Raw genomic sequence first — 12,345 nt, 5'->3', positions numbered from 1 at the left:
GAAGACGGGCCGCCCGCAGGTCGTCTCCAAGTACTCGACCGCGCAGAACGGGGCGGACGTCAACACCAAGGGCATCTGCCCGGCGGCACTCGGCAGCAAGGACCAGCAGCCTGCCGCCTACGACCCCGAGACCAAGCTCTTCTACGTGCCGACCAACCACGTCTGCATGGATTACGAGCCGTTCAAGGTCGAGTACACCGCCGGCCAGCCGTATGTCGGCGCCACGCTGTCGATGTTCCCGGCCCCGGGCAGCCACGGCGGCATGGGCAACTACATCACCTGGAATGCCGGCACCGGCAAGATCGTGCAGAGCCATGCCGAGAAGTTCTCGGTCTGGAGCGGCGCGCTCAACACCGCCGGCGGGCTCAGCTGCTACGGCACGCTGGAGGGCTACCTGAAGTGCGTGGACAAGAAGGACATCAACAAGGAGCTCTTCAAGTTCAAGACGCCCTCCGGGATCATCGGCAACGTGTTCAGCTATGAGCACAAGGGCAAGCAGTACATCGGCGTGTTCTCGGGCATCGGCGGCTGGGCCGGCATCGGCATGGCCGCAGGCCTCGAGAAGGACCAGGATGGCCTGGGCGCCGTCGGCGGCTACAAGGAACTGGCCCAGTACACCGAACTGGGTGGTTCGTTGACGGTGTTTGCCCTGCCGAACTGATCGGCAGGAATCGAACCCAAGAAGCAAGAAGAAGAATCGAGACAACCTGGGAACAGGGATGGCACCCCGGGGGATGCCATCCCACTCTCTTGACGGTGGATGATTCGATGAAATTGAAGCAGTGTGTCTTTGCCGTGCTGGCATGCCTCACCGTGAGCGTGCTGGCCGACGACAAACCCTATACCGTGGTCGACGGCTACAAGGTCGACGCCAAGACCATGGAAGGCTTCCGGACCTGGCGCGCCGCTGCATGCGACCGCTGCCACGGCGCCAACCAGGAGGGCCTGGTCGGGCCTTCGCTGATCAACAGCCTGAAGACGCTGAGCCAGGACGAGTTCGTCAAGACCGTCACCGAAGGCCGCCTGCCCAAGGGCATGCCGAGCTTCGGCGAAAGCCAGCAGGTGAAGGAACACATCAACGACCTGTATGCCTACCTGAAGGGACGGTCCGACGGCGCCATCACGCGCGCCAAGGTCGAGCCGGCCAAATGAACAACACCACCCGCACGTCCGTGGTGGCTCGGGCGCTGGCGCTGGCCTGGGGGGTCGTGGCCGCGTGCCCGCCCGCCGCCGCGCAGGACGCCGACAAGCCGCCGCCGCGCCAGGCGCTGCGCGTGTGCCAGGACCCGAACAACCTGCCGTTCTCCAACGTCGCGGGCGCGGGCATCGAGAACCGCATCGCCGAGGTGTTCGGCAAGGCGCTCGGGCTGCCGGTCGAGTACTACTCGTTCCCGCAGCGCATGGCCTTCATCCGCAACACCCTGCGCTACAAGCTGCCGGGGCAGGACTACCCGTGCGACATCGTGATGGGCGTGCCGGTCGGCTACGACCAGGTGTCGGTGACCAAGCCCTACTACCGCTCCACCTATGCGCTCGTGTTCCCACAGGGCCAGGGCCTGGACCAGGTGAAGTCGGGCGACGACTTCCTGAAGCTCGACCCGGCCCGCCTGGGCAAGCTGCGCATCGGCGTCTACGACCGCTCGCCGGCCTCGGACTGGCTGAGCCTGCACCGCCTGGTCGAGCGCGGCGTGCCCTACCCGATGATGAACGCCGACCCACAGCAGTACCCGGGCGAGATCATCGAGAAGGACCTCGCGGCCGGCAAGATCGACGCGGCCATCGTGTGGGGGCCGATCGCGGGTTACTTCGCGCAGCGCGTCAAGTCGCCGCGGCTCACCGTGGTGCCGCTGAAATCGGAGCCCGGCGTGCGCTTCGACTACGAGATGGCGATGGGCGTGCGCTACGGCGAGCGCGAGTGGAAGCAGAAGGTCGAGGGCCTGATCGATTCGCAGCAGGCGGCGATCCAGGCCATCCTGAAGGACTACGGCGTGCCGGTCGTCGACGAATCCTTCAGCGTCAAAGACCCCGCGCCCGGCAAGCCGGCGCGCTGAGGTGAACACCGCTGCACTCTGGGTGGCGCTGGCGGCGATGCTGCCGTCCACCGGCTTCGCGGCCCAGGACTTCTCCGCGGCCGAGCAGGCGATCTTCCTGGCCGACCAGCTGTCCACCCTGCAGCCGCCGTCGACGCTGCGCTACAGCTTCCGCAAGGCCGGCAGCCTGGAGGGCGGCTTCGACGACAGCGTGGTGCTGTCGTTCAGCAAGCAGGCCGACGGCAGCTGCTGCGCGTCGAAGGGCGAGTTCCTGAGCGGCCCGCGCCGGCTCGCCCTGCCCGACGTCGAGAACGCGAAGGCCAACCCGGTGATCCTGTATTTCCTGGAGCACGACATCCGCGAGATGCACCGGCTGACGCAGGGCCCGGAGAACTACTTCCGCAAGCGCATCCGCATGACGGTCTACCAGGGCGCGACGGTCGCACCGGCCTCGTTCCGCTACCGCGGCAAGACCGTCGCGGGCCGCGAGGTCTCGTTCAAGCCCTACCGGGACGACCCGAACCGCTACCGCTACGAGAAGCTGGCCGACAAGGAATACCGCTTCCTGTTGTCGGATGCGGTACCGGGCGGCGTGCTGGGCATCCGCACCCGGATCGCGGCGGCCACGGCCGATGCGCCGCCGCTGCTCACCGAAGAACTGATGATCGAAGGGGCCACACCATGATGAACCCGCTGCACCGCCTGCTGTGCCTGTCCGCCCTGCCCTGGCTGCTGGCCCCTGTTGCCGCCGCGGCGAACGACTTCCCCACGTCGGAGCGCGTGATCTACGTGCAGGAGTGCATGCGCACGCACCCCGGCCCGCACTTCGAGATGATCAACAAGTGCTCGTGCGCCATCGACGCGATGGCCGGCGAGGTGCCGTACGACGACTACGTCGGCATGATCACGGTGGTCAACGCGATGTCGATCGGCGGCGAGCGCGGCGGCGCGCTGCGCGACAACGAATCCGTCAAGCCGCAGATCAAGCGCTACCGCGAGCTGGAAACCAAGGTGCACAAGGCGTGCTTCATCAACGACGCCAGGTAGCCGCGGCGGCGCTGCTGGCGGGCCTGGCAGGCTTCGCGGGCGGCAGCTTCGCGGCCCCCTTCGCCTGGATCACCAACCAGGGCAGCAACGACGTGTCGGTGATCGACCTCGCGTCGCAGCAGGTGGTGGCCACGGTGGACGTCGGCCGTTCGCCGGCCGGCGTGGTGGCGGCCTCGCGCGCCGGCCGGGTGTTCGTCTCCAACCCCGACAGCCGCGACATCTCGGTCATCGACATGCGCGCGCAGCGCGTCGTCGGCACGCTGGCGGCCGGCGACGGGCCGGTGGGCATCGATGCCTCGCCGGACGGCCGGCTGCTGTTCGCGGCCGACTGGTATGCCAACCGGCTGATGGTGTTCGATGCGGCCGGCAGCGGCTCGCAGCGGGCGCCGCTCGCCCGCATCGAGGTCGGCCGGGCGCCGGCCGGCGTCGCGGCGCACGCCGACAACGACACCGTGTTCGTGGCCGAGCGCGACGACGACAGCGTCGCCGTGGTCGGCGTGCGCGAGCGCCGCGTGCTGGCGCGCGTGAAGGTCGGCAGCCACCCGTTCGCGCTGCTGTTCGATGCGGCGCGCGAGCGGCTGTATGCGCTCAACGTGCAGAGCGACGACGTGTCGGTGATCGACGTGCGCGACCGCCACGCGCCGCGCGTGATCGCGACCATCGCGACCGGCAAGGCGCCCTACGGCGCCGCGCTCGCGCTGGGCGGCGCGCTGCTGTACGTGACCAACCAGCACGACGACAGCGTCAGCGTGATCGACGCCGCATCGCTGAAGCCGCTGCGCACGCTGGGCGGCTTCGGCTACCCCGAGGGCGTGGCGGCGCACGGCGACCGGGTCTACGTCGTGAACTGGATGGACGACAACGTCAGCGTGCTCGACGCCGCCAGCGGGCAGGCGTTGCGGCAGATCGCCACCGGCCGCAACAGCCGCGGCTTCGGCGCCTTCATCGGCGCCCCCGAACCCTGACCCCACGCAAGGAGGATGTCATGCCCATGAAACTGCCTGGCGGCTGGCTCGCGCCACTCGCCGCGACCGCGATGCTCGGCGTCATGCCCCTGACCGGCGAGGGCCACGGCCCGACGCGCCAGAAGGTGGTCGAGAAGATCACCATCGATGCGCCCGCGGCCGCGGTGTGGGCCCGCATCCGGAACTTCGATGCGCTGAAGGACTGGCACCCGGCCATCGCCGAGAGCCCGGCGTCGCAGGGCAACGAGGTCGGCTCGGTGCGCTCGCTGAAGGTCAAGGGCGGCGGCGAGCTGATCGAGACGCTGGAGGGCTACGACGACGCGGCGATGAAGTACAGCTACCGCGCGAAGGACGGCGGCGCGCTGCCGGTGACGAACTACACCTCGACGATCATCGTCACCGCGAGCGGCAAGCAGTCGATCGTCGAATGGCGTGGCGCCTTCTACCGCGGCTACCCGCAGAACGACCCGCCGCCGGACCGCAACGACGATGCCGCCGTGAAGGCCATCACCGGGGTCTACCAGAGCGGGCTGGCGAACCTGAAGACCTTGGCAGAGACCCGGTAGCGCCTGCTCACGCAGGCTTGGGGCTGAGTCGCCGCGAGTTGACCGGGTCGCGGAACACGAGAGGGTGTTCCGTCACGGTCTTCACGTTGATCGTGGCGGCGCGTTCGACCGCCGCCTGCACCAGGTGGTGCTGCGGGCTCTTGCTGCACACCGGGTCGGCGGCAGCCGCGTCATGCGCCAGCATGTACGCCTGGCAGCGGCAACCGCCGAGGTCGACCTCGCGCTGGTCGCAGCTCGCGCACGGTTCCTTCATCCAGCCGGTGCCGCGGTAGCGGTTGAAGCCCTCGGAGTCGAACCAGATGTCGCGAATGCTGTGCTCGCGCACGTTCGGGAACGCCAGGCCGGGCAGCATCTTCGCGGTGTGGCACGGCAACGCGGTGCCGTCGGGCGCGACGGTCAGGAACATGCTGCCCCAGCCGTTGACGCACTTCTTCGCCTTGCCCTCGTGGTAGTCGGGCGCGACGAAGAAGAGCCGCATCCGGTCGCCCAGGCGCACGCGCCATTCGTCGGTGACGCGTTCGGCGTGGCGCAGCTGTTCGTGCGTCGGCAGCAGCTGGTCGCGGTTCAGGAAGGCCCACGAGTAGTACTGCGTGTTGGCCAGCTCCAGGTACTCGGCCCCCAGCTCGGCCGCCATGCCGATGATGCGGTCGATGTGGTCGATGTTCAGCCGATGGATCACCACGTTCATCACCATCGGCCAGCCGTTGGCCTTGATGATCTGCGCCACCTTGTTCTTCAGGCCGAAGGTCTTGGTGTGCGACAGGAAATCGTTCATCTCGCGCGTCGAGTCCTGGAACGACAGCTGCACGTGGTCGAGGCCCGCTTCCTTCAGCGCTGCGGCGCGCGCCTCGGTGAGGCCGACGCCCGAGGTCAGCAGATTCGTGTAGTAGCCCAGGCGGTGCGCCTCGGCGACGATCACCTCCAGGTCGTCGCGCAGCAGCGGCTCGCCGCCCGACAGGCCGCACTGCACCGCGCCGAGTTCACGGCCCTCGCGCAGCACGCGCAGCCAGCCCTCGGTGTCGAGTTCGTCTTCCTGGCGCGCGAAGTCGACCGGGTTGTAGCAGAACACGCAGTGCAGCGGGCAGCGGTAGGTCAGCTCGGCGAGCAGCCACAGCGGCGGTCCGGGTCGGGATGACGGCACGGCGCTCATCGCTCAGTCCCAGGCCAGCCAGCGCTGCTTCGCGGCCATCTCGACGAAGGCCAGCACATCGGGCTCGAGGCCCTTGGCCGAGAACGCCGTCTCCAGGTCTTCGACGATCGCGGCGACGCTGCGCTGGCCGTCGCAGCGCTTCATGATCTCGCCGGCGCTGCCGTTGAGCTTGACCATGCCCTCGGGGTAGAGCAGCACGTGGCAGTCCTGCACCGGCTCCCATTGCAGCCGGAAGCCGGGACCGACGCGCGGTTGGGTCGCCGTCGACAAGGCACTCATGACGTGACACCGTATCGAACGGCCATCGCATCGTTCATCGCCCACAGGATGTCGAGCTTGAACTGCAGCACCTCCAGCGCACGCTCCTGCAGCGGCCGCGTCGCGAAGTGGTCCAGCGTGATCGAGAGCCCCTGCTCCACGTCGCGCCGCGCCTGGCTCAGGCGGTTGCGAAAGTAGCTCAGCCCCTCGGCTTCGATCCAGCCATAGTGTTCCGGCCAGGTCGCCAGCCGCTGCTTGTGGATCTCGGGCGCGAACAGTTCGGTCAGCGACGAGCACACTGCCTCCTGCCACGGCGCGCGGCGCGCGAAGTCCACGTACGCATCGACCGCGAAGCGCACCGCCGGCACCACGTGGCGCAGGTCCTGCACCTCCTCGCGTGTCAGGCCCACGGCCTGCGCAAGCCGCAGCCAGGCCTCGATGCCGCCGGCATCCTTCACGCCACCGAGCTCGAAGCCGTCGTGGTCGAGGATGCGCTGCACCCAGCCGCGGCGCACCGCGGCGTCCGGGCAGTTCGACAGCACGGCAGCGTCCTTGATCGGGATCGCGATCTGGTAGTAGAAGCGGTTCGCCACCCAGCCGCGCACCTGCTCGGGCGTCGCCTTGCCGGTGTTCAGCATCACGTTGAACGGATGGTGGATGTGGTACGACTTGCCGCGTTCGCGCAATTGCGCTTCGAACTCGTCGCGGCTCCAGGCCGGCGGACCGGCCTCGGCGGGGTGGCGGCCTTCCTTGAAGATGTCTGCGCGCATCGTCATGGCTCTCTAGACCTCGATCGTCATCCCGTCCTCGCAGACCTCGATGCCGGCGCGCTGCAATTCGGCACGCTGGGGCGAGTCCTCGTCGAGGATCGGATTGGTGTTGTTGATGTGGATCAGCAGGCGCCGCGTGCGCGCCGGCAGGCGGCCCAGCCACTCGACCATGCCGCCCGCACCCGACTGCGGCAGGTGGCCGATGTCGCGCGCCGACTTCTTGCTGAGCCCGAGCGTCTTCATCTCGTCGTCGGTCCAGAAGGTGCCGTCGACCATCACCGCGTCGGCGCTCGCCATCGCGTCGAACACCGGCGGCGTGATCTCGCCGAGACCAGGCGCGTAGAACACCGTCTTGCGACGGGCCGTGTCGATCAACGTCATGCCGATGTTGTCGCCCGGCACCGGCGCTTCGCGGTGCGGCGAGTACGGTGCAGCCTTGCTGCTCAGCGGCAGCGCCTTGAAGGCGAGGCCTGCCACGCCGGGTACGCTGAACGGCGCGCCGTCAAGCCCGATGCGCTCCCGCTGCACGCCGCAGAAGTGCGACAGCACGCGCAGCACCGGGTTGCCATGGGTCAGGTCCTCGTCGACCGGGTCGGTGCACCACAGCGGCAACGGCGAGCTGCGCTCACGCAGCATGAAGAGCCCGGTCGCGTGGTCGATCTGCCCGTCCATCAGCACGACGCCGGCGATCGCGGTGTCGCGCAGCGCGCGCGCGGGCTGCAGCGCAGGGTGGCTGCGGATCTGCTCGAGGATGTCGGGCGAGGCGTTGAACAGCACGCCGTCGATCGCATCGTCGGGCCGCACGAAGATCGACGACTGCGTGCGCGGCTTCGCGCGCACGCAGCCCGAGCGCACACCGGCGCAGTTGGCGCAGTTGCAGTTCCACTGCGGAAAGCCGCCGCCGGCGGCCGAGCCCAGGACTGTGATGCGCATGCTGAAGGTATTGGGGCCGGCACCCCGGGCGAACCCGGCGTGCCGGCGAGGATGACGAAACGCCGCGATCAGCGGGCCGCGACGTACATCGTGATTTCGAAGCCGAAGCGGAAATCGGTGGCGGTCGGTGTTTGCCAGGTCATGAAGAGATCTCCTTGTCGATGGACTCACAGCGCCGGTCGGCAACTGCGGGGGCCTCTGGGTCCCGTCCTGCATGGTGGCCTGCGAACCGCGATCGCTCCAGTCGGGTGATCATGAATGCGAACTGGCGATTTTCATGAATCGATGCCAGGGGGATTGCGGGCATGCCTCTTGCCAAGAAGCCCCGGTGCGCAGGCCACCCTGTCCGGCCGTCCCATGGCTGACGCAGACTGTCCCGCGGCCGGCGCGCCACCCGAGTTGCGTCGAACCACATGGAGACGCACCGCATGGACCGAAACGACGCGCTGCTGAGCGACTGGCGCGAACGCGCGCTGGCCGTCGAGGCCGAGGTGGGCAAGGCGGTGATCGGTCAGGCGCGGGTGATCCGGCTCGTCAACATGGCGGTGTTCGCGCGCGGCCACGTGCTGCTGCAGGGCGACGTGGGCGTCGGCAAGACCACCCTGCTGCGCGCCTTCGCGCAGGTGCTGGGCGGCGATTTCGCGCGCACCGAGGGCACCATCGACCTGATGCCCAACGACCTCGTGTACTACACCTACATCAGCGCCGAGGGCCGGCCGGCGGTCGAGCCGGGGCCGCTGATCCGGCATGGCGAAGACCTGGCGATCTTCTTCTTCAACGAGATCAACCGCGCGCGCCCCCAGGTGCATTCGCTGCTGCTGCGCGTGATGGCCGAGCGCAGCGTGTCGGCCTTCAACCGCGAGTTCCGCTTCCCCCACCTGGTGGTGTTCGCCGACCGCAACCGTGTCGAGCGCGAGGAGACCTTCGAGATCTCGTCGGCCGCGCGCGACCGCTTCATGATGGAGGTGACCATCGATGCGCCGGCAAGCGATGACTACCGCCGCGAGCTGATGTTCAACCCGCGCTACCACGACACCGACCGGCTGCTGGAGGAGCTGCCGGCGGCGATGCTGAACCACCAGGCGCTGAACGAGGTGGCCGAGGCGATCCAGCGCAGCGTGCAGGCCTCGCAGGCGCTGCAGGACTATGCGCTCGGGCTGTGGCGCGCCACCGCGGTGCCGGTGGAGTACGGCGTGAAGGTCTCCGGGCTGGACACCGCGCAGCTGATGCTGGCCGGCGCCAGCCCGCGCGGCATGAGCTACCTGCTGCGCGCGGCGCGCGTGGCGGCCTGGCTGGACGGCCGCCATTTCGTGACGCCGGAGGACGTGCAGGCGGTGTTCGTCGAGACCATCGCGCACCGGCTGTGCTACCAGCCGGTGTACGAGATGCGGCGGCAGGAGATCTCCGGGCCGCTGATGAGCGGCATCCTCGCGAGCGTGGCGGCGCCTTAGTCATGGCGCAGCCCACCCCCGAGATCCACTACCGCATCGGCAGCGCGGCGCTCGGCCATTTCCCCGGCCACCACCGCAGCCGCCGCGGCGACAGCGGCTTCGAGTTCCGCGGCCATGCCTCGCTGCTCGACGCGCCCGACCCGCGCCGGCTCGACCTGCATGCGAGCCTGCGCGACCCGTTCGGCCAGTGGTCGGTGCGCGTCTACAGCCAGCGCAAGTCGATCCCGGTCGCGGTGGTCGCCGACCTGTCGGCCTCGATGGGTTTCGAAGGCGCGCAGCGCCGGCTCGGCGTGCTGGCCGATTTCGTCGACAGCCTCGCGTGGTCGGCCTGGCGCACCGGCGACAGCTTCGGTTTCGTCGCCTGCGACGAGCAGGTGCGCAGCGACCTGCTGCTGCCCCCCAGCCGCTCGCGCGCCGCCGCCGGCGAGCTGACGCGCACGCTGCGCAGCCTGCAGCCCGGCGGCCGCTCGGCGCACGGCCTGCGCGAGGCCCATCGCCACCTGCCGCAGCGCCGGTCGCTGGTCTTCCTGCTGTCGGATTTCCATTGGCCGGTCGACGAAGTCCGCGCCGTGCTGGCCAGCCTGGCGCACCACGACCTGGTGCCGGTGCTGCTGTGGGACCCGCAGGAGTTCAGCCTGGCCGCCCCGCGCGGCCTGGCCCAGGTGCTCGACCCCGAGAGCGGCCGCCAGCGCCTGGTGTGGTGGCGGCCCGCGCTGCGCGAGCAATGGCAGCGGCACCAGGCGCAGCGGCGCGAGGCACTGCTGCAGGCGTTCCGCGCGCAGCGGCTGAACCCGCTGTTCATCGAGGGTGCCTTCGATGCCGACGCGGTGACGCGGCACTTCCATGCGTGACAGTCTGGTCGCATTGGCCTTGATCGCGTGCAGCGGCGTCGCGCCGGCCGCCGGCACGCTGCGCGCCAGCACCGTCGAGCCGCGCGCCTTCGGCTACCACGTGGGCGACCTGGTCGAGCGCGAGCTCATCGTCCACATCCCCGCAGGCTTCGTGCTCGACGAGGCCACGCTGCCGCGGCCGGGCGTGCGCGGCAAGGCGATCGAGCTGCAGGCGGTGTCGCGCCGCAGCACGTCCGAAGCCGGCGGCACCCGCCTCGTGCTGCAGCTGCGGTACCAGGTGTTCATCGCGCCGCCCGAGGTCCGCACGCTGGAGATCGCGCCGTTCTCGCTCGGCTTCCAGGGCGACGGGCGCGACCAGGCGCTGCGCGTCGACGCCTGGCCGGTGACGGTGTCGCCGCTGGTGCCCGTCGAGGCCTCGCCGCGCCAGGGCCTGGGGGAACTGCGCCCCGACCTGCCGCCGCCGCTGCTCGACACCGGCCCGGCGCAGCGCCGACTGCTGGCCTGCGGCGCGGTGCTGCTGCTATGCCTCGCGTACCTCGCGCAGATCTACCTCATCCTGCCGGGGTGGTCGCGGCGCCGGCGGCCGTTCGCGAGTGCGTGGCGACAGCTCAGCCACCTGCCGGCCGACGCGCCGGCGCCCGAGCGGCGGGCCGCGTTCCATCGCGTGCACGAGGCGCTGAACCGGACGGCCGGCGAAGTGGTGTTCGAGCACGGCGTCGACCGCTTCGTCGCCGCGCAGCCGCGCTATGCCGCGCTACGCGCCGAGCTGCTCGCGTTCTTCCAGCAGTCGCGGCGCGAGTTCTTCGCCGACAGCCCGGCGGCCGCGAACGACAGCCGCTGGCTGCTCGAGTTCTGCCGCAAGTGCCGCGATGCCGAGCGAGGTGCCGCGTGATCCACTTCGACCACCCGTGGCTGCTGGGCCTGCTGCCGCTGGCGCTGCTGCCGTGGTGGGCGCGTGCCGCGCAGCCGGTGCGCAACGCCTGGGTCGCGCTGCTGCCGCGCGACCGCGCCTCCGATGCCCTGCAGCGCGTGCTGAAGGGCGCGGCCGTGCTCGCGCTCGCGCTGCTGGTGCTGGCGATGGCCGGCGCCTACCGGCCCGAGTACACGGTGGAACGGGTCGGCCAGGGCGCCGAGATCGTGGTCGTGCTCGATCGCAGCCGCAGCATGGACGAGGGCTTCGCCGGCGCCCGCCTCGCCGCCGGCGCGGCCAAGCCGCGCGGCACCGGCCCCGAGGCGCTCGACTACTACATGAGCCTGTCGCCGGGGCGCTCGCGCGATGCGAAGGGCAAGGTCGCGCGCCGGCTGCTGTCGGCCTTCGTGACCGGCCGGCCCGACGACCGCTTCGGGCTGGTGGTGTTCAGCACGCTGCCGATGCGGGTGCTCGAGTTCACGCAGAAGAACGACGTGGTGCAAGCGGCCATCGCGGCCGGCGAGATCGGGCGCGGCCTGTCGGAGACCAACATCGGCCTCGCGCTGCTGGACGCGCTGTCGTTCTTCGACGAGCGGCCCTACACCGGCTCGCGCATCGTGATGCTGGTGTCCGACGGCGGCGACCGGCTCGATGAGGCGACGCAGGAGCGCATCGCCTTCGCGGCGCGCAAGCACCGCACCGCGATCAACTGGTTCTACCTGCGCTCGGCCAACAGCCCCGGGCTGAACGCCGAGGCCGGCGACCCGCTGGGCGCCGCCGACACCGTGCCCGAACACCAGCTGCACCGCTTCTTCCAGTCGCTGGGCACGCCGTACCGCGCCTATGAAGCCGACAACGACAAGGCCTTGCAGGCCGCGATCGACGACGTGAACCGGCTGGAGAACCTGCCGATCACCTACCTCGACACCGTGCCGCGGCGCGAGCTGTCGCCCTATGCCCACGGCATCGCGCTGCTGTGCGTGCTGCTGTTGCTGGGCGCACAGGCGCTGGAGATCAGGCGATGGGCCTGATGACCCCGCAGCGGCGCACGCGCACCGTGATCGCGGTGCTGGCCTTCGCGGCGCTGGCGGCGCTGGTCGACGGCGTGCACCTGTGGCGTCTGCAGCGGTGGAACGCGGCGATTGCCGCCGAGCCGCCGGTGGCCGTGGGCGGCACGCCGCCCGCCGAGCTGCAGTTCGCGCTGGCCCATGCGCAGGCTGCCAGCGGTGCGGCCGACGACGCGCTGAAGCGCTACCGCGCCTTGCAGGGCGATTCGGCGCTCGGCCAGGCGGCGCGCTTCAACAGCGCGAACCTGCTGGTGCGCCAGGCGCTGGTCGCGCGCGCCGGCACGCAGCCGGGTCTCGCGATCCCGCTGCTGGAGCTGGCCAAGGAGGGCTACCGCGAGGTACTGCGC

The 12,345-nt window shown here is 70.0% G+C and carries 15 protein-coding genes and 2 pseudogenes; 12 read left to right on the top strand and 5 right to left on the bottom strand.

Annotation, left to right across the window (positions count from 1 at the left end; all coding sequences use genetic code 11):
• The 7 genes and pseudogenes from xoxF to AC1D1T_RS24035 all read left to right on the top strand — a co-directional run.
• Positions 1-661: pseudogene (gene xoxF / locus AC1D1T_RS24065) on the top strand (PQQ-dependent ethylene glycol dehydrogenase XoxF); the annotation flags it as partial.
• A 107-nt stretch (positions 662-768) separates the two neighbouring features.
• Positions 769-1,152: a c-type cytochrome gene (locus AC1D1T_RS24060; RefSeq protein WP_047502797.1), complete on the top strand. Its 384-nt coding sequence runs from the start codon at positions 769-771 to the stop codon at positions 1,150-1,152.
• Positions 1,149-2,051 carry a substrate-binding domain-containing protein gene (locus AC1D1T_RS24055; protein WP_082004199.1) on the top strand — a complete coding sequence of 301 codons (903 nt, stop codon included), beginning with the start codon at positions 1,149-1,151 and terminating at the stop codon, positions 2,049-2,051. The genes AC1D1T_RS24060 and AC1D1T_RS24055 overlap by 4 nt, the downstream gene beginning before the upstream one ends.
• A 1-nt stretch (position 2,052) precedes the next feature.
• Entirely contained in the window at positions 2,053-2,715 is a 663-nt protein-coding gene (locus AC1D1T_RS24050; RefSeq protein WP_477825656.1) for a hypothetical protein, read from the top strand.
• Complete coding sequence (locus tag AC1D1T_RS24045) at positions 2,712-3,077, top strand: hypothetical protein (RefSeq protein WP_477825655.1); 366 nt, start codon at positions 2,712-2,714, stop codon at positions 3,075-3,077. The genes AC1D1T_RS24050 and AC1D1T_RS24045 overlap by 4 nt, the downstream gene beginning before the upstream one ends.
• Positions 3,053-4,042: a YncE family protein gene (locus AC1D1T_RS24040; RefSeq protein WP_477842408.1), complete on the top strand. Its 990-nt coding sequence runs from the start codon at positions 3,053-3,055 to the stop codon at positions 4,040-4,042. Before AC1D1T_RS24045 ends, AC1D1T_RS24040 begins: the two co-directional genes overlap by 25 nt.
• A 20-nt stretch (positions 4,043-4,062) precedes the next feature.
• A complete protein-coding gene (locus AC1D1T_RS24035) occupies positions 4,063-4,608 on the top strand; it encodes an SRPBCC family protein (RefSeq protein WP_477826042.1) in 546 nt (181 codons plus the stop codon).
• A 7-nt stretch (positions 4,609-4,615) separates the two neighbouring features.
• Here AC1D1T_RS24035 and pqqE read toward each other — a convergent pair whose 3' ends face one another.
• The 5 genes from pqqE to pqqA all read right to left on the bottom strand — a co-directional run bounded on the left by pqqE (position 4,616) and on the right by pqqA (position 7,862).
• Entirely contained in the window at positions 4,616-5,758 is a 1,143-nt protein-coding gene (pqqE, locus tag AC1D1T_RS24030) for a pyrroloquinoline quinone biosynthesis protein PqqE (protein ID WP_477826043.1), read from the bottom strand.
• A gap of 3 nt (positions 5,759-5,761) precedes the next feature.
• Entirely contained in the window at positions 5,762-6,037 is a 276-nt protein-coding gene (gene pqqD, locus AC1D1T_RS24025) for a pyrroloquinoline quinone biosynthesis peptide chaperone PqqD (protein ID WP_047502342.1), read from the bottom strand.
• Complete coding sequence (gene pqqC, locus AC1D1T_RS24020) at positions 6,034-6,792, bottom strand: pyrroloquinoline-quinone synthase PqqC (RefSeq protein ID WP_477826044.1); 759 nt, start codon at positions 6,790-6,792, stop codon at positions 6,034-6,036. The genes pqqD and pqqC overlap by 4 nt, the downstream gene beginning before the upstream one ends.
• Positions 6,793-6,798: 6 nt before the next feature.
• The gene (gene pqqB / locus AC1D1T_RS24015; RefSeq protein WP_477826045.1) at positions 6,799-7,719 is read right to left on the bottom strand and encodes a pyrroloquinoline quinone biosynthesis protein PqqB; all 921 of its coding nucleotides are present in this window, start codon (positions 7,717-7,719) and stop codon (positions 6,799-6,801) included.
• 68 nt (positions 7,720-7,787) lie between these two features.
• A complete protein-coding gene (gene pqqA, locus AC1D1T_RS24010; protein ID WP_082004224.1) occupies positions 7,788-7,862 on the bottom strand; it encodes a pyrroloquinoline quinone precursor peptide PqqA in 75 nt (24 codons plus the stop codon).
• 285 nt (positions 7,863-8,147) lie between these two features.
• Between pqqA and AC1D1T_RS24005 the strand changes: the two genes are divergently transcribed.
• The 5 genes and pseudogenes from AC1D1T_RS24005 to AC1D1T_RS23985 form a co-directional block, all read left to right on the top strand.
• Positions 8,148-9,170 carry an AAA family ATPase gene (locus AC1D1T_RS24005; RefSeq protein WP_477826046.1) on the top strand — a complete coding sequence of 341 codons (1,023 nt, stop codon included), beginning with the start codon at positions 8,148-8,150 and terminating at the stop codon, positions 9,168-9,170.
• A gap of 2 nt (positions 9,171-9,172) precedes the next feature.
• On the top strand, positions 9,173-10,021 hold the full coding sequence (locus AC1D1T_RS24000) for a DUF58 domain-containing protein (RefSeq protein ID WP_477826047.1): 849 nt from the start codon (positions 9,173-9,175) through the stop codon (positions 10,019-10,021).
• Entirely contained in the window at positions 10,014-10,913 is a 900-nt protein-coding gene (locus tag AC1D1T_RS23995) for a hypothetical protein (RefSeq protein ID WP_477826048.1), read from the top strand. The genes AC1D1T_RS24000 and AC1D1T_RS23995 overlap by 8 nt, the downstream gene beginning before the upstream one ends.
• On the top strand, positions 10,910-11,962 hold the full coding sequence (locus AC1D1T_RS23990; RefSeq protein WP_465112231.1) for a vWA domain-containing protein: 1,053 nt from the start codon (positions 10,910-10,912) through the stop codon (positions 11,960-11,962). The genes AC1D1T_RS23995 and AC1D1T_RS23990 overlap by 4 nt, the downstream gene beginning before the upstream one ends.
• Positions 11,953-12,345 (top strand): annotated as a pseudogene (locus AC1D1T_RS23985) (hypothetical protein); the annotation flags it as partial. The gene AC1D1T_RS23990 and the pseudogene AC1D1T_RS23985, both read left to right, overlap by 10 nt.

It is taken from the genome of Rhizobacter sp. P2_H3 (assembly GCF_056403355.1).
The sequence above is the reverse complement of the archived record's forward strand: the minus strand, read 5'-3'. Positions and strand labels throughout refer to the sequence as shown.

Excerpts from the sequence above, each read along its gene's own strand:
- AC1D1T_RS24060 (WP_047502797.1), top strand. The coding sequence starts at position 769 with ATGAAATTGAAGCAGTGTGTCTTTGCCGTGCTGGCATGCCTCACCGTG.
- AC1D1T_RS24055 (WP_082004199.1), top strand. The coding sequence starts at position 1,149 with ATGAACAACACCACCCGCACGTCCGTGGTGGCTCGGGCGCTGGCGCTG.
- AC1D1T_RS24045 (WP_477825655.1), top strand. The coding sequence starts at position 2,712 with ATGATGAACCCGCTGCACCGCCTGCTGTGCCTGTCCGCCCTGCCCTGG.
- AC1D1T_RS24035 (WP_477826042.1), top strand. The coding sequence starts at position 4,063 with ATGCCCATGAAACTGCCTGGCGGCTGGCTCGCGCCACTCGCCGCGACC.
- pqqE (WP_477826043.1), bottom strand. The coding sequence starts at position 5,758 with ATGAGCGCCGTGCCGTCATCCCGACCCGGACCGCCGCTGTGGCTGCTC.
- pqqD (WP_047502342.1), bottom strand. The coding sequence starts at position 6,037 with ATGAGTGCCTTGTCGACGGCGACCCAACCGCGCGTCGGTCCCGGCTTC.
- pqqC (WP_477826044.1), bottom strand. The coding sequence starts at position 6,792 with ATGACGATGCGCGCAGACATCTTCAAGGAAGGCCGCCACCCCGCCGAG.
- pqqB (WP_477826045.1), bottom strand. The coding sequence starts at position 7,719 with ATGCGCATCACAGTCCTGGGCTCGGCCGCCGGCGGCGGCTTTCCGCAG.
- AC1D1T_RS24005 (WP_477826046.1), top strand. The coding sequence starts at position 8,148 with ATGGACCGAAACGACGCGCTGCTGAGCGACTGGCGCGAACGCGCGCTG.
- AC1D1T_RS24000 (WP_477826047.1), top strand. The coding sequence starts at position 9,173 with ATGGCGCAGCCCACCCCCGAGATCCACTACCGCATCGGCAGCGCGGCG.
- AC1D1T_RS23995 (WP_477826048.1), top strand. The coding sequence starts at position 10,014 with ATGCGTGACAGTCTGGTCGCATTGGCCTTGATCGCGTGCAGCGGCGTC.